Origin of the sequence: Aphanizomenon sp. UHCC 0183 (assembly GCF_009712065.1) — a bacterium.
Taxonomy (GTDB): Bacteria; Cyanobacteriota; Cyanobacteriia; order Cyanobacteriales; family Nostocaceae; genus Dolichospermum; species Dolichospermum heterosporum.
In genome coordinates, this window is the sequence record NZ_VILC01000027.1 from 76879 (window position 1) to 101822 (window position 24944).

20 protein-coding genes and 1 other RNA gene are annotated in these 24944 nt (G+C 39.3%); 6 read left to right on the forward strand and 15 right to left on the reverse strand.

Features of this window, described 5'->3' with window-relative positions; all coding sequences use genetic code 11:
* Positions 1-102: 102 nt before the first annotated feature.
* Together purF and purL are read right to left on the reverse strand one after the other, a co-directional pair.
* Entirely contained in the window at positions 103-1593 is a 1491-nt protein-coding gene (gene purF, locus FJR37_RS11875; RefSeq protein WP_168466106.1) for an amidophosphoribosyltransferase, read from the reverse strand.
* A 214-nt stretch (positions 1594-1807) separates the two neighbouring features.
* On the reverse strand, positions 1808-5686 hold the full coding sequence (gene purL, locus FJR37_RS11880; RefSeq protein ID WP_168466107.1) for a phosphoribosylformylglycinamidine synthase subunit PurL: 3879 nt from the start codon (positions 5684-5686) through the stop codon (positions 1808-1810).
* A gap of 726 nt (positions 5687-6412) precedes the next feature.
* Here purL and ssrA point away from each other — a divergent pair.
* Positions 6413-6804: a transfer-messenger RNA gene (gene ssrA, locus FJR37_RS11885) on the forward strand.
* A 419-nt stretch (positions 6805-7223) separates the two neighbouring features.
* Here the strand turns inward: ssrA and psb29 are convergent.
* From psb29 to FJR37_RS11915, 6 genes are all read right to left on the reverse strand, one after another.
* Positions 7224-7895 carry a photosystem II biogenesis protein Psp29 gene (psb29, locus tag FJR37_RS11890; protein WP_168466108.1) on the reverse strand — a complete coding sequence of 224 codons (672 nt, stop codon included), beginning with the start codon at positions 7893-7895 and terminating at the stop codon, positions 7224-7226.
* A gap of 111 nt (positions 7896-8006) precedes the next feature.
* Positions 8007-8378 (reverse strand): STAS domain-containing protein, encoded by a 372-nt coding sequence (locus FJR37_RS11895; RefSeq protein WP_168466109.1) that lies wholly within the window; start codon positions 8376-8378, stop codon positions 8007-8009.
* Between the two features lie 208 nt (positions 8379-8586).
* Positions 8587-9633, reverse strand: coding sequence for an oxygen-dependent coproporphyrinogen oxidase (hemF, locus tag FJR37_RS11900; protein ID WP_168466110.1), 1047 nt, complete (start codon positions 9631-9633; stop codon positions 8587-8589).
* A gap of 884 nt (positions 9634-10517) precedes the next feature.
* A complete protein-coding gene (locus FJR37_RS11905) occupies positions 10518-10973 on the reverse strand; it encodes a ferredoxin (RefSeq protein WP_168466111.1) in 456 nt (151 codons plus the stop codon).
* The gene (locus FJR37_RS11910) at positions 10973-11359 is read right to left on the reverse strand and encodes a DUF1257 domain-containing protein (protein WP_027400746.1); all 387 of its coding nucleotides are present in this window, start codon (positions 11357-11359) and stop codon (positions 10973-10975) included. The genes FJR37_RS11905 and FJR37_RS11910 overlap by 1 nt, the downstream gene beginning before the upstream one ends.
* A gap of 39 nt (positions 11360-11398) precedes the next feature.
* Positions 11399-11608, reverse strand: a complete 210-nt coding sequence (locus FJR37_RS11915; RefSeq protein ID WP_053539079.1) for a DUF2997 domain-containing protein — start codon at positions 11606-11608, stop codon at positions 11399-11401.
* A gap of 810 nt (positions 11609-12418) precedes the next feature.
* Here FJR37_RS11915 and FJR37_RS11920 point away from each other — a divergent pair.
* Entirely contained in the window at positions 12419-13276 is an 858-nt protein-coding gene (locus FJR37_RS11920; RefSeq protein WP_039202485.1) for a peptidoglycan recognition family protein, read from the forward strand.
* Positions 13277-13381: 105 nt separating this feature from the next.
* A complete protein-coding gene (locus FJR37_RS11925) occupies positions 13382-14260 on the forward strand; it encodes an Rpn family recombination-promoting nuclease/putative transposase (RefSeq protein WP_015080216.1) in 879 nt (292 codons plus the stop codon).
* Positions 14261-14518: 258 nt separating this feature from the next.
* On the opposite strand, the gene FJR37_RS11930 is transcribed toward FJR37_RS11925, so the two are convergent.
* The 3 genes from FJR37_RS11930 to ribBA form a co-directional block, all read right to left on the reverse strand.
* On the reverse strand, positions 14519-15031 hold the full coding sequence (locus FJR37_RS11930; protein WP_235335156.1) for an RloB family protein: 513 nt from the start codon (positions 15029-15031) through the stop codon (positions 14519-14521).
* Complete coding sequence (locus FJR37_RS11935) at positions 15006-16349, reverse strand: ATP/GTP-binding protein (RefSeq protein WP_052149937.1); 1344 nt, start codon at positions 16347-16349, stop codon at positions 15006-15008. The genes FJR37_RS11930 and FJR37_RS11935 overlap by 26 nt, the downstream gene beginning before the upstream one ends.
* A 334-nt stretch (positions 16350-16683) precedes the next feature.
* The gene (gene ribBA, locus FJR37_RS11940; protein ID WP_039202482.1) at positions 16684-18357 is read right to left on the reverse strand and encodes a bifunctional 3,4-dihydroxy-2-butanone-4-phosphate synthase/GTP cyclohydrolase II; all 1674 of its coding nucleotides are present in this window, start codon (positions 18355-18357) and stop codon (positions 16684-16686) included.
* 299 nt (positions 18358-18656) lie between these two features.
* Here ribBA and FJR37_RS11945 point away from each other — a divergent pair, with 299 nt between their 5' ends.
* The gene (locus FJR37_RS11945; protein ID WP_039202480.1) at positions 18657-19508 is read left to right on the forward strand and encodes a site-specific DNA-methyltransferase; all 852 of its coding nucleotides are present in this window, start codon (positions 18657-18659) and stop codon (positions 19506-19508) included.
* A 16-nt stretch (positions 19509-19524) separates the two neighbouring features.
* Here the strand turns inward: FJR37_RS11945 and FJR37_RS11950 are convergent, their stop codons facing one another.
* Both FJR37_RS11950 and FJR37_RS11955 read right to left on the reverse strand, forming a co-directional pair.
* Positions 19525-20355, reverse strand: a complete 831-nt coding sequence (locus FJR37_RS11950) for a ScaI family restriction endonuclease (RefSeq protein ID WP_052149936.1) — start codon at positions 20353-20355, stop codon at positions 19525-19527.
* Positions 20356-20577, reverse strand: coding sequence for a helix-turn-helix domain-containing protein (locus tag FJR37_RS11955; protein WP_027400752.1), 222 nt, complete (start codon positions 20575-20577; stop codon positions 20356-20358).
* Positions 20578-20788: 211 nt separating this feature from the next.
* Here FJR37_RS11955 and argC point away from each other — a divergent pair, with 211 nt between their 5' ends.
* Positions 20789-21847: an N-acetyl-gamma-glutamyl-phosphate reductase gene (gene argC, locus FJR37_RS11960; RefSeq protein WP_168466112.1), complete on the forward strand. Its 1059-nt coding sequence runs from the start codon at positions 20789-20791 to the stop codon at positions 21845-21847.
* A 48-nt stretch (positions 21848-21895) separates the two neighbouring features.
* Here argC and FJR37_RS11965 read toward each other — a convergent pair whose 3' ends face one another.
* Together FJR37_RS11965 and eno are read right to left on the reverse strand one after the other, a co-directional pair.
* Positions 21896-22045, reverse strand: coding sequence for a hypothetical protein (locus tag FJR37_RS11965; RefSeq protein ID WP_217355251.1), 150 nt, complete (start codon positions 22043-22045; stop codon positions 21896-21898).
* A 21-nt stretch (positions 22046-22066) separates the two neighbouring features.
* Positions 22067-23356, reverse strand: a complete 1290-nt coding sequence (eno, locus tag FJR37_RS11970; RefSeq protein WP_168466113.1) for a phosphopyruvate hydratase — start codon at positions 23354-23356, stop codon at positions 22067-22069.
* 426 nt (positions 23357-23782) lie between these two features.
* Between eno and FJR37_RS11975 the strand changes: the two genes are divergently transcribed.
* Positions 23783-24944, forward strand: a 1162-nt coding sequence (locus FJR37_RS11975; RefSeq protein WP_168466114.1) for an AAA family ATPase, incomplete at its 3' end; no start/stop codon positions are given.

The following is a 24944-nucleotide window of genomic DNA, read 5'->3' on the forward strand; positions in this document are numbered from 1 at the left end:
TTTAATCCTGATTGTAATATGATGAAATACCAAATAATTGGTAATTGATAATTATAAATTATCAATTACCAATTTAATTACTTCTTGGATATTCCCAATTTTCTAAACTAGGGCTTTTTCCAAAATCAATTTAGAACGCTTCATTTTTTCAGAAATAGCCACAGGATAATCACCAGTAAAACAAGCCGAACAAAAACTATTAGTATCTTCTCTGGTTGTTTCTAGCATTCCTTCCCAACTCAAATAAGCTAAACTGTCAACTTGTAATTGCTTGGCTATTTCTTCGACTGACTTCGTAGCAGCAATTAATTGATCTTGGGTATCAGTATCAATACCATAGAAACAAGGATGAGTTACAGGAGGAGAAGAAATTCTCATGTGGACTTCGGCTACACCAGCATCACGCAAGGCTTGAACGAGTTTGCGGCTAGTAGTTCCCCGGACAATGGAATCATCAATAATTACAACTCGCTTACCGAATAAGACATCTTTAAGGGGATTAAGTTTCATTTTAATCCCTGATTCTCGCATGGCTTGGGTAGGTTGAATAAAGGTGCGACCAACGTAGCGATTTTTAATCAATCCTTCACCGTAAGCTATACCAGAAGCTTGGGAAAAGCCAATGGCGGCAGGGATACCAGAATCAGGGACACCGAAGACCAAATCAGCTTCTACGGGGGCTTCTGCCGCCATTTTCCGTCCTAACCGCATTCGATAACTGTATAGGGTTTCGTTGTGCATGAGGCTATCAGGACGGGCAAAGTAGATCATTTCAAAGATGCAAAGTTTGCGTTCTGATTGTTGATGCCATTGAAATGATTCTAAACCAGTTTCAGTGATCCAAACCAATTCTCCAGGGGCAACATCACGCAGATATTCCGCACCGATAATATCTAAACCGCAGGTTTCGGAAGCGAGAACGTAGCGGACAGGATCACTATCTAATGTGCCAATTACCAAGGGACGAATCCCGTTAGGATCACGGACTCCCATCACACCTACGGGTGTAGCAACAGTCAGGCTAAATGCTCCATCGCACCGATGAAAGGCACTGGTAGCTCCTGTTACCCAATCTGCACCAGCGTTGACTTCTTGAGCGATCGCATAAGCAATCATTTCTGAGTCGGTTGTCGTTATTAAGTTAAACTTATCTTTGAGTAACTCTTCTCTCAATTTTACGGTATTGACTAAATTACCATTATGTGCAAGTGCCAATAAACCCAACCGAGTTTCTACTACAGCAGGTTGGGCGTTAACTTTGCGACTAGAACCGGTAGTGGAATAGCGATTATGACCAACTGCCAAATTTCCGGGTAATTGATCTAAGATGGTTTCATTAAAGACTTGAGACACCAAACCCATATCTTTGTGCTGGTGGACACGCGTACCCTCAAAGGTAGCAATCCCAGCAGATTCTTGACCCCGATGCTGAAGAGCATACAATCCAAAGTAGGTCAATTTAGCAACGTCTTGTTCTGGGGCATAAATGCCAAACACACCACAAGCTTCTTCTGGCTTGTCAGGGCGCTCTTCATGACTATTGATTGGGTTGTTAGCAATTTGGGGGTACTCATCCGAATTCATGGGAATCATGCTGGTATTGCTCCTGGTGGGGATGTTGTTCAAAAATCAAAAATCAAAAGTCAAAAGTCAAAAGTAAAGAAATCCTATCTGTCACCTTGCTTGAGGGAGAGTTAAAAACTTCTTAACAAATCTTTAACCATCCACTAAAACAGTACCGTAAATTGGTTAAGAATCAAGTATGAATTGTGAATTTTCGTATTCAAACCTTGATTTTTGCTGTTGATTAGGTATTGGTGTAGATAGCGAGACGTTTAGAGATTGCCTGAGAATAGCGATCGCTCATATCTTCGAGACTAACCTGGAGTAACTTCTGGTGATCTGTGGTTAAAATCTCTAAATTGCCGGAATTAGATACTGTTCCTAGCTTTTGCCAATTCTCTGGCAGATTTTTCTGTAAATAGGATTCCCATGCTTCTTGGTTTTCTTGACTCACAGAAACTAAAATCCTCGCCCCACCTTCACCAAATAGCACTTCATCAAAACGGGAATCGTGATTTGTAGAAATTGGGAAATTAATTTCCGCCCCCAAATTTCCCGACAGACAAGATTCCGCGATCGCTACAGCTAAACCACCTTCAGCCGAATCATGGGCAGAATTTACCCAACCAGCGCGAATACCATCACGACAAGCCTTTTGCACCAGCCGTTCTAAATCAAAATCAATTCTAGGCGGCTTACCAGCGATCGTATGATGAATAGTTGCCAAATATTCAGAAGCTCCTAATCCCATTCTAGACTCTATAGCCCCCCTTTCTAAATTCGATTCTATAGCCCCCCTTTGCAAGGGGGGTTGGGGGGGTAAAGATTGAATTGGAACACCAAGCAAGTAAATTACATCCCCGACATTTTGCCAACCTTGTCCGCAAATTTTCGTTAAATCAGGAATCAAGCCCACCATACCCACAACCGGAGTCGGGTAAATTGGTTGGGGATTACCTTCCGCATCGAAAGTTTCATTGTAGAGAGAAACATTCCCCCCAGTTACCGGCGTTCCCAACTCACGACAACCTTCACTCAAACCCCGACAAGCGGATGCTAATTGCCAATAACCAATGGGTTTTTCTGGACTACCAAAATTGAGGTTATCCGTCACAGCAATGGGTTCAGCACCCACACAACTAAGATTCCGGGCAGCTTCCGCCACTACTGCCTTTGCCCCTTCATAAGGATCAAGATAGACATAACGAGAATTACAATCTACCGTAGCCGCAACACCGGATTTTAGATTTTGGATTTTGGATTTTGGATTTTGGGGTGTTTCTAAGGGACGGATACGAATCACAGCCGCATCAGCGCCACCGGGTAACAATACGGTATTATTCTGAACTTGATGGTCATATTGGCGATAAACCCAGCTTTTAGAAGCAATGGAAGGAGTATCTAGCAAAGTCAATAAAATCTGATTCCAAGTTTGCAGACTTCCCGCAATTTCAATTCCCGCAGCATTGCAAATAGGTAAATCATCACTTGTCCATTGCCATGCTTTTTGTGCATATTCTGGGGGTTCTGTCAATAATTCTCTTTCATACAAAGGCGTATTTTCCGCCAAAGCATCAGCCGGGATTTCCGCCGCAATTTTCCCCTCAAACCAAATTCTGACAATGGGTTCTTCTATTACTGTCCCCGCAACCACCGCTTGCAGTCCCCAACGGTGGAAAATATCAATTAATTCCTGTTCTCGTCCTTTTTCGGCAACAAACAACATTCGTTCTTGAGATTCCGAAAGCAGGTATTCATAAGGAATCATTCCCGATTCCCGCACCGGAATTTTATCTAAATCGAAATCAATCCCCACACCACCTTTAGCCGCCATTTCCGAAGTTGAACAGGTGATACCCGCAGCCCCCATATCCTGTGCTGCCACTACAGCCCCAGTTTTAAATGCCTCTAAACAAGCTTCAATTAAGGACTTTTCGACAAATGGATCTCCCACTTGCACAGCGGGACGGTTATCCATTGATTCATCAGTTAATTCCGCACTGGCAAAACTCGCGCCGCCCATACCATCCCGTCCGGTGGTTGAACCTACATACAGCACAGGATTTCCGAAGCCAGAAGCCCCTGATTTGACAATTTCCGCCGTTTCCATCAATCCCAGTGCCATGACGTTGACCAGGGGATTGACCGAGTAGGCGGGGTCAAAATAGACTTCACCACCAACGGTGGGAACCCCGACGCAGTTATGAGTAACAATCCCAGATGAAGTTACAAAAAGATGGGTGTGATCTACTTCCACATCGTAAACATCACATTCATCAACGGCTTGACATTCGATACTTTTAATTTTGACAACAGCCACATCTGCCGCAGACTGAGTAAAGCGGGGAAATGAATATTTACTGCCATTGTAACGATTCAGGGCAACTGCTAATTCTGCATTGCGCTGTTGACTAAAGACAGTTGCTAATTCTTTTAATCCCGCAAAATTACTAACTTCCAATTGCCATAATGGTTTGCGAATGTGCTTACGTCCCTCTATTTCTCCTTCCCCCGCTGGTCTTTGATAAATATAGGGCATGACTCCTTGACTTTGCAGCAGGATAACTGTTTGTTCAAACAATTGATGGCTGGTTGTCCCAAAACTGATTTTGGCATGATTACCATTAGTTTTTGTAGTCATTGAACCGTCACCACGCAGTAAGCCTTTCAGGGCTTCACGCTGCAAATTTTGTGACCATTGAAAAATACAAGCGGGAAAAGCCTTATTACTGGCTTGAGTTCCACATTGCCATACATTTTTGAGGAAATGCCCTAATAACCACGAAGTTGCATAAACAGCGATAGTAGAAGCGCGTTTTTCCACACAGGGGCGTAATCCTAATTGCTTCAATCCAGCAATTACATCTTCAACATACTCTGTTTCATGGTGGGCAAAGGTGAAAATAATTTTGTATGTGTTGCCATTTTGGGAAACGCAACCTTCAGACAAGAAATAGCCAATTAATCGGGCAAATAATTCATTTGGCTGAATAACTGCTGGCATATAGTTAGCTTTGCCACGTCGGAATAGACTAATATCACTGCGGGAAACGTTAAGCAGCAGTTCTAGGGCTAAAAAGTGAGAAAGTGGGAGTCTACCAGTGCTTAAATAGTGATGACGATTAGTAGCTGAAGGTTCAATTAACCGCAATGCAGTCCGCACAACTTCCGTGACTTGCCAATTTTCCGGTAGTTGTACATAAACATCTTTACCACTAGCATCTTCTGGGTTTAAACCAGCAATTAAGTCTAGGGGTGCGTTTTGGTTTTCTCCTGGTTCTAATTCCGGTAAAGCGGTGATAATGGGAATTTGATCACCCACTTTTAAAGATTGTGCTGGGGATACATCCCATTGACCTTCTGCACAAATTACCATGGGATGGTCTGGGGTAACTATCAGCTTACGCCCCAAAGCGGTGCGGATAGTCATGAGATTTTGGGTACAACGTTTGAAAATACGGCGGACACGCTGCCAACTTACAGTATGCTGATCTGGGTCTAAGGACAGGGTTGTAACTGCATTAGCATCGTCTATCTCTAAAGTGTGGACATTAGCAGGTAAGCGCGATTCTACAAAATTACCAATCGTATCAAAATGCACACCTTCTTGATCTTTCCAGATAAATGTTTCGCCACTGACCAAACAGTTACCATAATGGGAGATTCCCGCAACTACACCCGTAAATAATCTTTGGGTTTTGGGATCATTCAAATCCCCAAACCGCAAAGAATTTAATAAGGCTATGGGACGTGCCCCCATGGTAAAGATATCTCTTAATATCCCACCTACTCCCGTGGCTGCACCTTGGAAGGGTTCAACGGCGGAAGGGTGGTTATGGGATTCTATTTTAAACGCTAATTGTAGTCCGTCGCCAATATCCACAACTCCGGCATTTTCACCTGGTCCAACGAGGATGCGTGGTCCGGTGGTGGGAAACTGTTTGAGTAAAGGGCGAGAATTTTTATAACAGCAGTGTTCTGACCACATTACCCCAAACATACCGAGTTCGGCTTTGTTGGGATGACGACCTAAGCGACGGATGATTTCTGTATATTCTTCTGGTTTTATGCCTTCTGAGGCTATTTCTTGCGGAGAAAAGGGATTTTCACCAAATATGGTCATGGAACTTATGCACCAAGGGGACAGATGAATATTCTATCTGAGATTCCCGACTTCTTTTTTTTTATAAGGAAGAACGCCGAAAACCCTTGAAAATGTGGGTAACTCAGGAAGCCACATTTGGGCTTTAGACAAGGGATTACCGCAAGGCGGAAGTCAAAAGTCAAAAGTCAAAAGTCAAAATGAAGACAGTATAGGCTTTTGGAGGATTTAGAATGGTTGGTTTATTTACGCCGTTTTGTACTAGAGGCAGGATAGATCCTGCATTGATTTTAATCCATATTCGTGATACAACTATATTGTCACTAAAGACATAAAAAGCTACCGAGGGACTCTCGGAAAGTTACGCTTGTCAGATATGATTTCGCCCGCCAGATCCAACGAAATCAGGGCAAGAACCCAAATATTTAAGGCAGTGCCTGAAACTGGGATAACTGAGGGATATAGACTGAAACTCTCTATAGAATCTCCGCGTCTTTAGACCGGAGAGTGTCAAGCTACGCTAAGTAATTGGACAAGAATATTGACAGTCATTGCGATCGCAGGGAAGCAATCACAACCCTGGCGATTGCTTCATTTCACTTCGTTCCATATGGCTAACGCCAGGCAACCCTTACGCAATGATATTGTGTAGTTAATTCTGTCTCACTACTTATCAGCAAATCTTAACTATACTTTTTATTTGTCAAATTACAAAATTACCTACTATAATAAAAGTGTGAAGTGCATGGGGCTTTAACGGTTTCGACAGGTTGGCGAAAGCTACTCTGTGATTCAGGTCGAGAGCGAGTCATCTCTCGGAAATCAAAGACTCAAAAAAAAAGTAAATGCGAACAATATCGTAAAATTTGCTCGTCGGGAAGCTCTAGTAGCTGCCTAAGAAACCTCTTTTAGGTTCGAGCGTCTTTAATTTGACTCCGTTAAGGATTAAAGACCTAACCCCCAACGGATGCTCCAACAAGCGTTCTCTGGTTGGCTTGAAGGCTAAGATTAAATCAGAGCATCCTACGTTCGGGATAATGAACGATTCCCGCCTTGAGGGTCAGAAAGGCTAAACCTGTGAACGAGTGGAGGGTGAATACCCAATTTGGACATGGGTTCGACTCCCATAAGCTCCATTTTCAATTTTCAATAATTATTTAGCCCGCTGAAAACTTTGATGTTAGGCGGGCTTTTTGCTATCTGGGGGATTTCTTGACACGGATAAGTAGTCGGACAAAATTACAGCAAATTGTCATCAAACCCGGAACAAGAACCCCACCCCCAACCCCCTCCCCGCAAGCGATGAGGGGGCTAAGATGTACCTTATATGATTGGAAATTGCTGTAAATTCACTCGTTGAGAGAGGGAACAGGGAACAGGGAACAGGGAACTCTTAACTGGGAACAGGGAACTCTTAACTGGGAACAGGGAACAGGGAACAGGGAACAGGGAACAGGGAACAGGGAACAGGGAACAGAAAAATCAATTGTGTAATTAATTCTGTCCCATTACTTATCCCGTTCCCAATTTATTTATTGGTACGGGATGGTGCTGATAGTTAGGCTGACTTTAAAGCATCCCGTTTTTTGCGATCTGCTGTCAAAATATCTGCCATGACTATGAGTGCTTGCGCCATTTTTTCCAGGTTGGAACTGTATAGTTCTAAATCTTTGATGAGTTTATCTTCAGAGATATTTAACCCGTTAGCGATCGCTTTGAGTGCTTCACTCTTTTGTTTATCATCTTTGATCAGTTCAGGATCTGACTGTACCAATAATGCAAATAAACCAACACCAAATAAGCGACTGTATTTAAAGTTGGAATTGGTAGCCACTGCTTCTAATTGCTGCTGCAAGTCCCCATCTTGATCTAGGGAATTTGCCCGACTCAAACCAGCAATCAAATCCTTAACTGGTAAACTGACAGCTAAAGCTTGCAATCTGGAAGCATCTTGTCGGTAACGCTGGGGATCTTGTTCCACAGCTTGACAAATTGCTCGGAAAATTGATTCTTTATCCTGTTCTGGTTGGTAGCCGTCCATGAAGCTGTCAAAAGTGGTGACAACGCCCAAGGCATAAATGGCATTGTAGCTAAAATCAACATTGACTGATAGCAGGTGCATTTCTACCATCAACTCTTCCACTACCCGGCGGTAAATAGTGTTAATTGGCCTGGTATGAAGGGTGTAAAAGGTTCTTTTTGTATCAGATACTGTACGGACGTTATTCACAAAGAAAATTTTAGTAAAGACGTATTCCTCTTCTCTAGTATGAACTAATCAGACCTAATTCGTGAAAGTCATTCAATTTTAGATTTTGGATTTTGGATTTTCTGATAAATCCTATTGACTCGCCAAAATCCGGGGTGAAGTCTTTAAAACCTGTTCTTCGGTATCAAAAATTTCAAATACTGTATCCATCATTGTAACTTCAAACACAAGTTTAGCTTCCGAATGAAGATTACAAATCCGAAAACTGCCACTAATTTTATCAGCTTCACGCAGCCCGGCTAATAAAGAGGTCAACCCGGAACTATCAATAAAATTTACTTGTCCTAGATTGACAACAACATGAGGACTGTGTTTAGAAATACATTCCTGTAGCTTGAGACGAAATTGCCAAGCAGTAGTAATATCTAAACGACCAGCAGGTGTTAATACCATGACGGTATGACCGTCTTCAGTTGTATAGGTTTTTTGAGCTATATTAATCATTGAACCGATAATTTTTTACTAAAATTTGCTAATCAAAAGGCTCAATGTAAGGCAGTATTAACTTATGTCCAGAATATCACATCTACTTGTTAGTGTAACTTGCTCTCATGGTGGTTAACAAAAATAACTGGAGATTGGGAACTGGGTATGGGGAAACATATTTTATTTTTTACTTCCTTACTATTACCCATTACCCATTACCCATTGCTTATTCCTGACTTGGTTTCCAGTTTATCCAATCTTGAGGTTTTAGGAAAGTCTCATACAACTGGGCTTCAGGAGTATTAGGTTCTGGTTTGTAGCCATATTCCCAACGAACTAAAGGTGGTAGAGACATGAGAATTGATTCTGTGCGACCGTTGGTTTGGAGTCCAAAAATTGTTCCCCGGTCATAAACCAAGTTAAATTCTACATATCTACCACGACGGTATAATTGGAAATTGCGTTGGCGATCGCCATATTCCATCCCGTGCCGGCGTTCCGCAATTGGCACATAAGCAGGTAAAAATGCCCCAGCACAGTCTTGAACTAAAGCAAATATATCTTCCCAACTCCGCGAGGGTAATTCACCTACCTGATTGCTATAAATCGCTGCTTCCCCATTGGGATCTGGACCGCGATAGATAGAACCTTGACCATCTTGGTAATCCAAAAATAACCCACCAATTCCCCGTGTTTCATCTCGATGTTTCAGATAAAAATATTCATCACACCAGCGCTTAAACACAGGATAATATTCAGGATGGTGTTGATCACAAGCTTGTTTAAAAGTGTTATGAAAATGTTGTGCATCTTCAGCAAAGGGGTAATAAGGTGTTAAGTCTGCACCGCCACCAAACCACCAAACTGGACCTGCTTCAAAATAGCGATAATTTAAGTGGACTGTAGGTAAATAAGGATTGCGTGGATGCAATACCAAGGAAGTCCCAGTTGCATAAAAGCCATGTCCTGTAGCTTCTGGACGTTGGGCTAAAATCGAAGGAGGTAAATGAGAACCCCAAACTTCAGAGAAATTTACACCTGCTTGTTCAAAAATTGCTCCGTCACGCAGTACACGCGATCGCCCACCACCCCCTTCTGGACGCTGCCAACTATCTTCTTGAAACTTCCCCAGACCATCTAATTTCTCTAAACCTTGGGTAATTTCATCCTGCAAATTTTGCATAAACTGGCTGACTCTAGCCTGAGCATTAACTCCAGGGAGAACATCAGATGATTCTTTTGTGATAGTGGGGGTTTGCGAGTTGGTTAACATAGATTCCCGAACCTAAAATTACAATTTCCAAAACAATTACAAATTTTTGTTGTCAAAACTTGTCAGCAGCGAGAGTCACGAATCCGGCTTAATTTGCCAAATACAGTCTTTTATTATACGTCAAAACACAACCGTTCAAAACGCCTTCAAATCTCCATTGGCACGGAATTTACTCCAATTCACACATATCACATCTGAAGACCCTTTTTCACAGTTGTAGAAATAATCTTATTATTCATTCTACAAATTTTCCCTTCCCCACAAGCTCCTTGAATGAAAACTTAACGGTCTTTACCTGTTCACGTTTCAACATTAAACAACATTTTTAATTTGACTATAATATGATTAATTAAGATTTAACAAGGTTAACTAAAATAAAGAGCAAAGTTAATTAAATAGGGTTTGCTGATAGCGTAGCGTTAGCCATACTCCTGAATGGGCGCAGGCCCTGCGCCCCTACCTCCTGATAGCGCAGCGTGGCGTTAGCCTTCACAGATAACTTATTCAGCAAACCCTAAATAAAAGATTTGAATTTGATGTGGGGGTAGCGCCTACCCCGATATTTGGGGCAACCACAGGGGGTTGTCCCCCTACAGGCTTGGCGATGAGAAACTGTACCTCATGTAACCCATCTTCCGCACTCTAAACTGTCACACAACGAAAAATGGTCGTTTGGGGATTTGGGATTAGCGAACTGCTTGCAGCAGCGCTTCGCTATCGCCACCTAAAATTTCGACCTTTTTGTATAAAAATCATCCTTTAATGTATTAAAAAGTCCAAAATTACCGATTGTGACACCGGGGGGTGCGGAATGTGGGATATAAAATAAAAGCACTGGTAAAACCAGCGCTTAACTGCATAATCAATACAAATTGTCAAGTTATTTAAGAATTGGATTTTTTTAACTTTTGTTTTTTCCGGCGTTTTTCTGTAATGGCTACACCATGTTCTACTGGATAACCAACTACAGGAATTACCTGATATTTTCTGTCTTCTTCTAAATTTTTAAGTTCTGTGTAATCAACCCAGTGAATACAATCAACAGGACAGGTATCTATTGCTTCTTGAACTACCTCTTCTATGTCTCCATCTTGACGGATGACGCGCGATCGCCCATAATCTTCCTCAATAAAAAAAGTATTTCGGGCAACATGGGCGCAGTGCTTACAACCGATACAGGTAATTTCATCCACATAAACGCCTTTTTGCCGCACCAATCCACCTAATTCCGGTTCTAAACCAGAACGTTCAGGGACATCTCGGAGAAAACTCCCTAATTCTGGTTCTAAGCCGGAACGATTATATTCCTCTGCTTGTGGCGACGGCTGCAAATTAGACATTACGCACTCCAGCGTTGTACTACTAGACGAATAGAACCATCTTCCTGTTGCTGTTGTTCTGCCACTTGGAAGCCAACTTTAGTGGTTTCTTTGACTATTGTTTGATAAGCATAACGTTGAGTTACTTGACGGACAAACCCGTCCACAGATAGATTTTGTTGCCAATATTGTAAATCTGCAACTAATTCGTATTCTTGACCATTCCATCTAAAACCGATGTCATAGCCGTTTTGCTGTTCAATAGTTACTTCGGCTGCATGAGTTTGACCACGATAACCACGCACCTCACAAGGTCCAGGTTTCCAGTCTATTCCCAAATCGGAAAGGGCATCTTTCAAGGATTCTAGATTACGGATTTGTGTTTTAATTTGGCTAAAGTGTGACATAGTGGTTTGTAATCAATGAACATTAACTAGTTGGAAAACTTACCATTCGCTGTGGGCGGTTTGTGTATTCGCCACACTATTTTGTTGCGGGTTAGTGGCGAAAAACTCTGAGGTTGGTTCATTACTCAACACTCGTCCTAGCTGGGCTTCTATGGCTGCTGTCACCTCAGCACAAGATGCACCGATAATACCGGTGACTTTTTCTTGTACTCGACCATCTGGATAAATGATGAATTCTAATGTTTCCATGCTTTGAAAGCCAACCTAGATAATAGATTTGAACCTAGCTGCCTGATTTCAGACTAGCTCAAAATTTAGGGATAGGAATTTAGATACAAATTTGCCACCTATCTCATAATTTCCCATACTTAAGGACATATATTTCATCGTTTTTACAAAATTTATTATTTTCACTAGTATTTACCTTCGTTAATTATAAGTTTCTCTTAACCTGATCAATTAGTCAATATGAGGACTGCCAAAGATCAGAAATAATCAAGAACCTGATTAAATCAATCTTGTGGACAACATCTCTAGTCAAAAATAGGCTGAGATTTTTCTCAGCTTCATTGGAAAATCTTATCATTATCATTAGTTAGGGTTTGCTGAATAAGTCTTCTCGTGAAGGGAGGTGACAGGTGACAGGTGACAGGTGACAGTTGACAGTTTCAGCTATCTGTCATCCCCAAACTTTTAAGTTTATTAGAGGTAAAATACTCCGTTTTGGTACTACCCCTCAAAAACCTTGCACCTATTTTCCTTTTTATCAACCTCAAACCTTTGATTCATTTACGGGTTACGTTTTTTCAGCAAGCCCTAGTTAGACCAATTCAGGCACTTTGTACTTGTCAGCAGGTATAATTGTTACTAGTAGTTCGTCAAATTTATTTTGACGGGTAATGATCGAAAAAAAACCTCTGTTCTCCCCTCCCCTACCTCCCCCACCCCCCCTACCTCCCCCACCTCCCCTACCCCCCCTACCTCCCCCACCCCCCTGCTTGCCCTCACCCATGAATATTGACAATAAGCACACTATATTACCGATTTTCTATAAAAAATATGAAATTTAGAGCTTGGGCAACTAGAGTCATCCTGATTTTTTTGATGTTAGCTACCCTGATTGTGGCTGTATTTATTGGGGGTGCAAGACAAAAACACAATCAAACAATTGCATCCACTTCAGAGGTGACAACGTGGAATCAGTATTCACCAGGGCAATTACAATCAGCAGTAACTAAGCCAGAAAATAAGCAAAAATTAAGACCATCTCCCACAAAGATGAATAAAATTAATCCTCTATATATAACTACTAGGGATTTTGCTAATTATAGACCTAAGTTTGCCCAGGTTAAGGTTGATCCTAGCAATTATGGCGATCGCTATACAGCAGATATTAATGGTGTCCCGTTTAATAATCAAGCCATTATTGTCCTTCATGAAACTACTAATTCTACTTCTAGTGCCATTAATTTTTTTCAAACACGCCATGATGATGAAAGTGTTCAAGCTAGTTATCATGCCATAATTACTTTAGAGGGAAAAGTTATTTATTTAGTTCCTCCAGAAAAACGCGCTTTTGGTGCTGGTAACTCAGTTTTCAAAGGTGTTAATGGTGTGGAAACTGTGCAAACTAATCCTAATTTACCCCCATCTGTAAATAATTTTGCTTATCATGTATCTCTAGAAACCCCGACCGATGCTTGGGGGAAAAGTAATATAGAAGCACATTCAGGATATACAGAAGCTCAATATAATTCTTTAGCTTGGTTAATTGCTCAAAGTCAAGTTCCTGATGAGAGAATTACTACTCATCGTGCTGTAGATGTGGGGAATGGGAAGGTTGATCCTTTGAGTTTTGATGGTGAAAAGTTTATCAATAAATTGCATTCTTTTCGGCAATTACAAACTTTCAATTAGTTAGCAAAACAAAATTCTGAACATTTAATTTAGTTAAAACTTATGCAGAATCTCAAATAATGTGATTAAATTTAGAGGATATTTAACAAATAGATAGAATGCTTCATGCGTCGAGACTCCATTTTCTATAAACTATTTCAACAGTCTCCAACTTTGCTATTTGAACTGTTGACAAATCCACCCATAAATGCAGATGCTTACCGATTTGATTCGGTAGCTGTCAAAGAACCCAAGTTTGAAATAGATGGAGTATTTCTCCCCCCAGAAAATGAAGGTGCTGGGATTGTGTATTTCTGTGAGGTGCAGTTTCAAAAAGATGAACAACTTTATGAAAGAGTATTTGCAGAATCTTCACTATATTTCTATCGCAACCGCGTTAGATTTAGTGACTGGCAAGCAGTTATAATATATCCATCTCGCAATACCGAACAAAGGGACATTTACCCTCATAGAACCTTACTAAAAGGTGAACAAGTACATAGAGTGTATTTGAATGAATTGGGGGATATTCGTCAATTACCTCTATGGGTAGCATTGATGGTATTGACTACGGTGGAGGAAGAACAAGCGCCAGCAGCAGCACGGGATTTGTTAATAAGAACCCGTGAAGAAGATCCTCAACCATCAAGTCGCGCCATAATAGAGATGATCACGACTATCATGGTGTACAAGTTTGAAAAACTTAGCCGAATGGAGGTAGAGTCTATGCTAGGAATAACACTCAAGGAAACTAGAGTTTACCAAGAAATTAAGGAAGAAGGACGAGAGGAAGGACGAGAGGAAGGACGAGAAGAAGGACGAGAGGAAGCAACTGTTAATGTGATTATTCGACTGTTGACTAAGCGGTTTGGAAAAATCTCTGAGGAAATGCGTTCCTCAATTTCTAGTTTACCTTTGCCGGTTCTCGAAGATTTGAGCGAAGCATTGTTAGATTTTACCAGCTTTGCTGATATCCAAACTTGGTTAAAAGGGCGGGTAAATTAAATTATTTGGGCTGAATATTCGCGTAAGTTGCTAGTTAAGAAAAAAGGGAATAGGTGAAAACTAAAAACTTACCTATTTCCCAAATTACATTTTTTCGCCAGTTAAGAAGCGTTAATACTGCTAATAAATAATTGGTCATTCAAAGTTTTTTTGTTTTTGCAATTTATCAATTAGAATATGTACTCTTGTTGATGGTTTGGTACATCCATCTTCGTTGGGATGATTATTTTCTAGTTTAATAGCATGAATAATTGCTTTTTATTGATTGGGTTTAAGTTTTTCATATAGTAATCTATCACTTTTATTATAAGTTTCTCCTTTTTGGAGAATACCCTCTTTTCTCATTTCTGATTCTAGCTTTGGACGTAATTCTTTGTAACTACTAAAGGGACTGGTAGTATAACAACAATGGAGTAAAAACCAAAATTCAAAACAGGGTATTGATGTTATAGATTCAACATTATATTTTTTTGCTGTGCTGAGAGCTTGTTTATATTTATCCGGTTTATTATCATCATCAAATATACAAAATACTTGATCATATTGTTTTTGTTGAGATAGATCATAAGCTGTAGTTACAATCTCCAGAGGATCTCCACCATAAGCGGGAACTATTTTAACGTCAGTTGTTGATAATTTAAGTTCACGTTTTAGAGACTCAAAGTAATTATATTCTGTTTGTTCACCCTCAACTACAATTAAAAAGTATCCTCTAGGATTTTTATTCTCTGAACTTCGTTTTAAATTATTTGTCGATTTTCCCTTTCTCATGTTTTTCACTCCCTCCCTTGAACCCATTAATAAAAGGAATAGCACCATAACGGCCTAGTAGATAACCTTTTTGTAAAGATTCATGTTCACGAGGTCGAAAATCAAACAATGAATATAGTTTAGTCATGCTGTTATCTTTCTCAGTAAACCATATTTGGTCAGGTCTGAATGTTTCATCATCTAATAATGTAGTATCATGAGTTGTAAAGATTAATTGAGCATTGTTTTTATTAATTTCTGGATTATTAAACATTTTTATTAATGCTTTAGAAAGAAGTGGATGTAAACTTCTATCTAATTCATCTATTATTAATACTTCTCCATATTCTAATACCCATAATAAATATCCTGCTATATTAAATAAACGTTTTGTTCCCGCAGATTCATCACTCATTTCCAATTCTATTTCACTGTTAGAATCATTCATTTTATGAATAGTTATCACTTTCATGAAGTCTATTTCTAATAAATTATTAGCATTCTTTCTTACTTCAAATTCTTCGCTAAAAAGATTTTGAGCCACCAATTTTATATTATCATCCATTGGTTCACTTTCAAACCTTATATCTGAAATACCAATATCAGCTTCACTCAGCAAATTAACAATCTGCTCACGAAACTTATTATCTTCTTCACACATTCTAATACTAAAATTAAATTCTCTAAGTTGACGTTCTGTTAAAGAAAACATATTTATTTCATTCTCAAAAAAATCAAATACCTCTGTTAATTGAGGATGATTATTTTGTGCAGCATGAGATATAAATAAAGAATTAGAACGAACAAATCTTTGAATACGTTTTTTTTCCCCTTTTAATCCTTTACCAAAAGACCATTTATATCCTTCGTCTACTTTTAATTCTGGATTATCTGGCAGATATTCACGAGAAAACCAGTTTTGTTGAACTTCATTTGGATAAGCAATTAACCACTCTTCAAATATTCGTTCTCGATTTAAAGAAACTCCATATTCATAACGAATATCATCACGAATAAAAATTATTTCAAAACTACTAGGCTTTTTTGCTGATTCACTATTTAATCTAAATGGTTCAACAGGTAATTTATCACCAGTTTGCATTCTACTAGCTGATTTAATGACAAGATTTTTTAGGACTTGCATAGCTTTGAGTAAATTGCTTTTACCGGAAGCGTTAGGACCATATATAGCAGCACTTGTAACTAAGCGTAAATCATTATTGTTAGGGATAGGAAAAGTATTACTTTCTAGCATGGTTGCGTCTTCAGCAGCTACCATACTTAATGTTTGCTTTTCTTGGATGGAACGATAATTTTCTACACTAAATTCTACAAGCATGACTTTCTTCTTAGTTGGTTATCTGCATATAGGAATAATATTTGATTTATGAAAAGATACGTAGGGTGCGTCAGACTGCATAAATTCTATCAATAAACAGATTTGTCATATCTGACGCACCCTACAATACCTAATTTTTTTCAAAAATCAAATACGAGTTCTATATAACCCACAAATTATTATAAATAGTAAAAATTATACTTTTTGTACTGTGCTAATGTCTAGTTGATAGCAACTTTTATTTGTGGGGTTATTCAAGCATACATAAATAATGAACAAATAGCTCTAGTTATAAAACTAAAGCTATTATCAATGTGTGTAAATTCAGGAAATTTTACTTACTAAAACTGTAAATGTGCTGTGTCTGCAAGTTATCTCTCAAAGATGAAGGCAGGACACCATCAGAGAAAGTTTGCCTGTCTAGTTGTACCTGCAAATTACTCAAAGGATCGCTACCTGTTGCAATCAGAAATTCCATTTTCTGAATATAGGGTAAAGTGGCGATTTCATCTAAAATCTGACAGATTGCTTGCAGGTAAGGATGGTCTTTTTGTTGATACCAATTGGATTCAGCAATATTAGCTTGGTCAAAACCCAAATGTACAGTTAAAGAGGGTTGATCAAATAAAGCGATTCCCAATGGACGGGCTTCTTCCTGTAACAATAAATGTTGATTTTTGGATAAATACCGTATTTTCTCTAGCCGTTCATAGCGTTCGGTGACGGATTCTGGCTCATCTTGCCAATGTATCGCTACTGTAACTAGATAAGTTTGTAACAGCATATGTCCCAATTTCTTAGCTTTAGTAGCTAGGTAATAGGAATTAAAATCATTAGACTCAATTAAGAGGGGAACACGATCTACCACGTCTAATCCATAACCTTTAACACCAGCGATTTTACGGGGATTATTAGTGATCAAACGAATTTTTTTAATACCCAAATCCATGAGAATTTGCGCCCCCATGCCATAATCACGCAAATCAGCGGGAAATCCTAACCGCTCATTTGCTTCCACTGTATCTAGTCCCATATCCTGCAAAGAATAGGCTTTCAACTTGTTAACTAAACCTATGCCCCGTCCCTCCTGACGTAGGTAAACAACGACACCTTGACCAGCATTTTCAATCATTTTTAATGCGGCTTGTAACTGCATCCGACAGTCACAGCGCAGAGAACCTAAAGCATCTCCTGTTAAACATTCCGAGTGCATTCGCACCATCACAGCTTCATCTCGGAAATTTGCCGGATCTCCCTTGACAATGGCAACGTGTTCTGTATTATCTAGGGTGTGACGGTAGCCGTAGATATCAAATTGACCAAATTGGCTGGGGAGTTTGGTGATGATTTCTCTGTATATTAGGCGATCGTTTTGGAGACGATAACTGATTAAATCGGCAATGCTAATAATTTTGAGGTGATGATTTTTGGCATATTCGACTAACTGATTTAATCGCGCCATTGAACCATCGGGGTTTTGAATTTCACAAATTACCCCGGCTGGATACAGTCCCGCCAATCGGGATAGGTCTACAGCGGCTTCTGTATGTCCAGCCCGTTTGAGTACGCCTCCCGGTCTAGCCCGCAGGGGAAAAATATGACCTGGACGGCGTAATTCTTCCGGTTTGGTACCTGGGTTGAGGGCGACTTGGATCGTGCGGGCGCGGTCTTCAGCGGAAATGCCGGTACTAACGCCTAAATGGGGTCCGGCATCAATACTAACTGTAAAGGCGGTTTGGTTAGTATCCGTGAGTGTGCTGACCATTAATGGTAAGTCTAGTTCATCGAGGCGATCGCCTGTCATTGCCAAACAAATCAGCCCTCTGGCTTCTACAGCCATGAAGTTGATCATGTCCGGGGTGGCAAATTGGGCGGCGCAAATTAAATCGCCTTCATTTTCTCGATTTTCGTCATCTACGACAACGATGACACGACCAGCTTTGAGATCGGCCAAAGCGGCATCAATAGAATCAAATTTAAAGGTTTGGGTAATATTAGACTGTGACACAGAAAATTTCCAGCTATCAACGTAAAGTTTTTTAACAATTTCTTATTGTAAATTGTAGCTTGTTTATGGGAATTAGGGATTTTGTGAGATAACTAAGTAGGTTAGCATTGAAAATCGTCGTTATGACAAGGCAAGAGGCAAGAGGCAAGAGGCAAGGGTGAAGAGGGTTTGGGCGATTTTACTTTTCGTTACATATTTCGGTTTTTTTCCGTTCACCTACTTAAACTGTTACTTGACAGTAAAATAGTTCATATATACTATTAATAGTTTAGAGTCCCGTATATACAGATTATTAAGCTATGAATTTCCATGATATAAGTAAATTACTAGGTAAACCCTACTTTCAAACGTCTAATTGTCTCATTTACAATTTAGATTGTTTAGAGGCAATGAAAATTTTACCAGATGAATCAATTAATTTAACTGTCACAAGTCCGCCGTATAATATTGGCAAGGAATATGAAAATTTATTACCATTGGACGATTATATAAATTGGTGTGAAAAATGGATAACAGAAGTTTATCGTCTGACTTTATGTGATGGAGCTTTTTGGCTAAATTTAGGTTATTTATCCATTAAAAATCGTGCTAAAGCAATTCCTATTTCCTATTTGCTTTGGGATAAAATTCCTTTTTATTTAATTCAGGAAATTGTTTGGAATTATGGTGCTGGTGTTGCTGGAAGTAAGTTCTTTTCACCTAGAAATGAAAAATTTTTGTGGTATGTGAAAAATTCAGAAGCTTATACTTTTAATCTTGACGATATTCGTGATCCTAATGTTAAATATCCCAATCAAAAAAAGAATGGTAAAATCAGGGTTAATCCTTTAGGTAAAAATCCCACTGATGTTTGGGAATTTCCGAAAGTAACTTCTGGACAAAACCGATCTTCAAAAGAAAGAACACCACACCCAGCACAGTTTCCATCTTCTGTCATTCAAAGAATAATTCAAGCATCTTCAAATCAAAATCAAATTGTCCTAGATCCATTTCTGGGTTCGGGTACTACTGCTATGGTAGCTTTAAATTTAAATCGGTTAGTAATTGGTTTTGAAATTCGTCAAGATTATTGTGATATTGCTGCTAATAGAATTGAAACTTTTTTGAAAGAACAAAGTTGTCAAGTAGAACAAATGTCTTTATTTCTATAAAGGTATTTTTGTATTTTTAAGTTAACCACCACCAAACACTATTTATTATGTTTTTACCCAGCGCAAATTTTTCAATCCCCGAATTCAATTTAAGTATATTGTGATATTTTTCCTGCGCTTTGGCTTTTTTAACAGTTTGATTATTACCTTGATAATCACTTAATTCCTGAATAATTTTGATTCCTTCCTTATTCATCTCATTCGCAATTACATCACCAACTTTACATAATAAATTAACAGGAGAATCTAAAATATATTCTCCTGTTATTGTAAAAAGTTTATGCTCATAGACTTTTTGATCTAAACCAGATGCCTGACCTGTTGCTGATTTTTGTGCATTCCAATCTTCATGGTCTATCCAACCAAATCTTAATAATGTTAAACTCTGCTGGTAGAAATTAGCTGTAATATAATAACCAGACTTTTCTTTTTTAGTAAGCTCCCCATTATTTTCATCTTTTGCTTTTTGACCATAGCTGCGATTTCCAAAAATTTTTGTGCCAAGCTGACCAGAAGTTTTTATCTCTATTGAATATCTTGTATCCTTTAGATAAACAATATCTTTTTCATCTTTACTTTGTGTTCCTCTCCATTCCTCTGGATAACGCTTTTGCAATTCTTTGGCAAAGAGTTTTTCAAAAAAATAACCCACCATAATAGCTGGTGGATCAATTTCTGCCAGGCTCAAATATGTGTCTTCCTCTCCTATTTTTGTTTGCCATAAAAGCTGCCAACTCTTTAAAGCAACCTCTCTAATAACATTTGGCTTGAGAGGATGTTCTTCTATCAGTTCTTTTGTTTTATCTGCCCATTTTTCAACTGGAATACTGGCATAAGGAAATACCATTTAGTCTAAACCTTTTAATAATTCACTGGGTGACATTCCCAGAGCCTGAGCAATACGGATAATATTTAACAAAGCAATATTTCTTTCACCACGTTCAACACCACCGATGTAGTTGCGATGTAGTCCTGACAGTTCTGCTAACTGTTCTTGGGAAAGATTTTGTGCTTTTCTGATTGTGCGAATGTATTCGCCAAACTTTTGAAGTTGAGAATTTTCAGTCACATAAAAAACATAATCCTTAGTGGTACTGATTTTCTACACACTATGAGTGTGATTGTTTTTTAAAGATATTTGTGATTATAGGTACGCTAAAAGATACTCTTTGCTATACAATGCAGCGAAAGTTCAATAATAAAGTCATCAGTAATTAGCTACTAGCTTGACTGCTGATGACTGATAATAGATAACTAAAAGTGGATAAGGATTTAATGTCATGGGAAATTTAAGACGCGTACCAGTTGGAATTGTTGGCGCGTCAGGGTATGGCGGAGTGCAGCTAGTCCGACTGCTGATGGATCATCCTGAAGTGGAAATTGTTTATTTAGGTGGTGAAAGCAGCGCGGGTAAATCCTTTGCTGACCTGTACCCACATTTCGCTAATATAGTGAATTTGCCCATTGAGGCGGTAGAAGCGGAAGTTATTGCTAGTCGTTGTGAAGTGGTATTTCTGTCTTTACCGAATGGACTAGCTTGCCAAATTGCTCCTCAACTTATAGAAAAAGGTTGTAAAGTCCTGGATCTGAGTGCTGATTATCGCTTTGGTGATTTGAAAACTTATACAGATTGGTATGGTACAGAAAGGAGCGATCGCTCGACAGCAGCAACAGCAGTATATGGTTTACCAGAATTGTACCGCGATCGCATTGCCGAATCAAATCTAATTGGCTGTCCCGGTTGCTATCCTACAGCCAGTTTACTGGCATTGTCCCCACTGTTAAAACAAGGTTTAATAGTCCCCGAAACAGCCATCATTGATGCCAAATCCGGCACATCTGGAGGCGGCAGACAAGGTAAAATTAACCTGTTGTTAGCCGAAGCTGATAACTCACTGGGTGCTTATAACGTTGGTAGACACCGCCACACCCCAGAAATTGAGCAGATTTGTAGTGAATTGGCAGGACATGAGGTAAAAATCCAATTTACACCCCACCTCATCCCCATGGTGCGGGGGATTTTAGCCACTGTGTACGCCACTATGCGCGATCCTGGTTTAGTCCGTGATGACCTCATTACTATCTATAACGCCTTTTACCGTAATTCCCCTTGGGTGAAAATCTGCAATAGTGGTACTTATCCCCAAACAAAATGGGCGTGTGGCAGTAATTCTTGTTACATTGGTATAGAAGTTGATCCCCGCACTGGTCGTGTTATCGTCATGTCAGCCATTGACAACCTGATTAAAGGTCAAGCCGGACAAGCAATTCAATGTATGAACCTGATGCTAGGCTGGGATGAAACTTTGGGATTACCTAAATTTGGGTTTTATCCATAAAAGGGAACAGGGAACAGGGAACAGGGAACAGAAGGCAAGAGGCAAAAGTTAATATTCTCCCCCTGCTTCCCCTGCTTCCCCTGCTTCCCCTGCTTCCCCTGCTTCCCCTGCTTCCCCTGCTTCCCCTGCTTCCCCTGCTTCCCCTGCTTCCCCTACTTCCCCTGCTTCCCCTGCTTCCCCTGCTTTCTTCACTGTCACCTGTCACCTGTCACCTGTCACCTATTTCGGTCCTAAACCAACAGTACCAGCATAGACAGCGCGATCGCCTAATTCATGCTCAATGCGGAGGAGGCGATTGTATTTTGCTACCCGTTCACTGCGACACAGAGAACCGGTTTTAATTTGACCGGCGCGAGTAGCTACAGCTAAATCAGCAATTGTTGTATCTTCAGTTTCACCAGAACGATGGCTAATTACTGAACGGAAACCGTTGCGAGTGGCTAAATCAATGGTTTCCAAAGTTTCAGTTAGAGAACCGATTTGATTTAACTTAATCAAAATCGAGTTAGCGGCTTTTTGTTCAATGCCTTTTTGTAAGCGGGTAGCGTTAGTTACAAATAAATCATCACCCACTAATTGTACTTTTGAGCCAATTTTCTGAGTTAGTAATTGCCAACTTTGCCAATCTTCCTCATGTAAACCATCTTCAATAGATACAATCGGATATTGGTCAACCAACTGACCTAAATAATCAATAAACTCAACAGGACTATGGGGTTTACCATCATAAACATATTGTCCATTTTTGTAAAATTCACTTGCAGCCACGTCTAAGGCTAAAGCTACTTCTTCACCGGGTTTGTAACCAGCTTGTTTAATTGCAGCTACCAACAATTCTAAAGCCACTTGGTTAGATTCTAGGTTAGGTGCAAAACCACCTTCATCACCTACACCTGTCAGCAAACCTTTATCATCTAACACTTTGCTGAGAGTGGCAAATACTTCCGCACCCCAACGCAAAGCTTCTTTGAAAGAAGGCGCACCGATAGGGACAATCATAAACTCTTGAAAGTCAACGTTATTAGATGCGTGCGCTCCACCGTTGATCACATTCATTAAGGGGACTGGCAATAAATTCGCCAAAGGTCCACCCAAATAGCGATAGAGAGGAATATCTAAAGCTGCTGCACCTGCTTTGGCTGCTGCTAAAGAAATACCTAAAATGGCATTTGCGCCTAAGTTAGATTTGTTAGAAGAACCATCTGTAGCAATCATTGTCCGGTCTAACAATTCTTGGTTGAGGACATCCAACCCTAATAATTTGGGTGCTAATATCTCATTGGCGTTTTTTACCGCCGTGAGGACTCCTTTACCACCATAACGGCTTTTATCCCCATCTCTCAGTTCATGAGCCTCAAATGTGCCTGTGGAAGCACCGCTAGGAACTTGCGCGAGTCCGACTGCACCACCAGCTAAATGTACTTCCGCTTCTAGTGTAGGTCTTCCCCGTGAGTCGAGGATTTCGCGGGAAACAATGGCTTCAATAGCAGTGTCTAGAAATTTAGTCATTCGTGGTTTGTCCTTGATTTTGAGTATGTCGTCAGGGTTAACCTTTACAGTTTACTAATAACCCAATCGCTAGTTTATGTGTTTCTGGGGGAAAATCGCCTGACATTAAAGAAGATTTCCGAGTTTGAGTCAACTCACAGGAAAGTTGATGAGTTTCTGATAGCGCAACGTGGCATTATCCATAACCTGGGGAATGCTAATGAATGTATAAATTGCTTTACCTGACTACTTGATTAATTTTTTTTAAGCCTTTAACCGTATAGTTGCCCAAGAAGACAGACAGTTGTATATTATATGAATGTAAAAAATAGTATAAATACTTTCAGTAACAATGCTCTAACGCTGACAATATCCATAGTCAAGTTAATGTTACAGCAAATCTTAGTTACTGGTAAGCATAAAAACGCAATTACCATCAAATAGCCTATGACTGAAAATGATGAACAGGAATTCAATAAACTACTAGCAAAACCTGATAGTGAATTGATTAAGGATATTCTTGTATACAATCAAATTCCATCTCTTGTATTATCTGGAGTGCTAACCGTAAACCCAGGTAGTCGTTATGGATATTTTAAATCTGTTCTTGATCATAACGGACGAGAAATAAAATATCCTAATGGTAATGATCTTGATCGTATATATATTTACGATCCTTATGAATTAGAAACAGGTGAACGGTATTATTTTGAGTGTGAATTAGCCAGCCGAAACCAAAAGATAAAATGGAACAATCCTTATTTAGTAAAAACTACTATTGATAGAGTTCAACAGGGAGAAAAATTAAATAGTCTTGTCAAAGCCATAGAGGAGAAGAATTATGAAATTAACGAATTAAATGAGGCAATTAAATATTGCGAGGAAACAATCGCTCAAAAAATTACCGAAATTTCAAAAAATGAGAGTTTCATATCGGAATTGAGTGAAAAAATAGAGTCCAATAAAATACAAATTGACCAAATAATAAATCAAAAAACGGAAATGGAAAACACTATAAAAATTCTTCAGCAAAAGATTAATATTTGCAGAAAATTAGAATTTTTGAGCGAGGATGAGGAAAGACAGTATATTTCACTATCCAGAGAAAAATACGTTATTCCTAGTAATTATTTAAGTTTTGAAAATGAATTAGAAAGTAGTTTTGCGAAATTAGCAGATCATGTACATCAATATTTATTTTGCGAAAAAAATCTGATTTATACAAGATTTCAGATCAGAAATTTTTTGACCCTATTAAGAACAAATGATTTAATTGTTTTGAGTGGTTTGTCAGGTTCGGGTAAAACCCAAATTGTCAAAGCATTTGCGGAAGCATTGGGTGGAGTTGCCAAGATTATACCTGTTAAACCTAATTGGACAAGTTCAGATGATTTGCTGGGATATTATAACCCTATTCAGATGTCTTTTCTGCCCACACCTTTCACAGAAGCAATAGTAGAGGCTATTCACAATCCAGATCAATTATATCTCATTTGCCTAGATGAGATGAATTTAGCAAGAGTTGAATATTACTTTGCAGACTTTCTTTCAAAATTAGAAGAACGCAGTAATCAACCAGAAATTGAATTATATGCCAAACATGAAGAAG

Bases quoted from the DNA above. Each gene is read 5' to 3' on its own strand.
- FJR37_RS11915 (WP_053539079.1), bottom strand. From the start codon at position 11,608: ATGGAAACATTAGAATTCATCATTTATCCAGATGGTCGAGTACAAGAA.
- purF (WP_168466106.1), bottom strand. From the start codon at position 1,593: ATGATTCCCATGAATTCGGATGAGTACCCCCAAATTGCTAACAACCCA.
- eno (WP_168466113.1), bottom strand. From the start codon at position 23,356: ATGACTAAATTTCTAGACACTGCTATTGAAGCCATTGTTTCCCGCGAA.
- FJR37_RS11895 (WP_168466109.1), bottom strand. From the start codon at position 8,378: ATGATTAATATAGCTCAAAAAACCTATACAACTGAAGACGGTCATACC.
- argC (WP_168466112.1), top strand. From the start codon at position 20,789: ATGGGAAATTTAAGACGCGTACCAGTTGGAATTGTTGGCGCGTCAGGG.
- hemF (WP_168466110.1), bottom strand. From the start codon at position 9,633: ATGTTAACCAACTCGCAAACCCCCACTATCACAAAAGAATCATCTGAT.
- purL (WP_168466107.1), bottom strand. From the start codon at position 5,686: ATGACCATATTTGGTGAAAATCCCTTTTCTCCGCAAGAAATAGCCTCA.
- FJR37_RS11935 (WP_052149937.1), bottom strand. From the start codon at position 16,349: ATGCTTGTAGAATTTAGTGTAGAAAATTATCGTTCCATCCAAGAAAAG.
- FJR37_RS11910 (WP_027400746.1), bottom strand. From the start codon at position 11,359: ATGTCACACTTTAGCCAAATTAAAACACAAATCCGTAATCTAGAATCC.
- FJR37_RS11905 (WP_168466111.1), bottom strand. From the start codon at position 10,973: ATGTCTAATTTGCAGCCGTCGCCACAAGCAGAGGAATATAATCGTTCC.
- FJR37_RS11930 (WP_235335156.1), bottom strand. From the start codon at position 15,031: ATGAGAAAGGGAAAATCGACAAATAATTTAAAACGAAGTTCAGAGAAT.
- FJR37_RS11945 (WP_039202480.1), top strand. From the start codon at position 18,657: ATGAATTTCCATGATATAAGTAAATTACTAGGTAAACCCTACTTTCAA.
- FJR37_RS11950 (WP_052149936.1), bottom strand. From the start codon at position 20,355: ATGGTATTTCCTTATGCCAGTATTCCAGTTGAAAAATGGGCAGATAAA.
- FJR37_RS11920 (WP_039202485.1), top strand. From the start codon at position 12,419: ATGAAATTTAGAGCTTGGGCAACTAGAGTCATCCTGATTTTTTTGATG.
- FJR37_RS11925 (WP_015080216.1), top strand. From the start codon at position 13,382: ATGCGTCGAGACTCCATTTTCTATAAACTATTTCAACAGTCTCCAACT.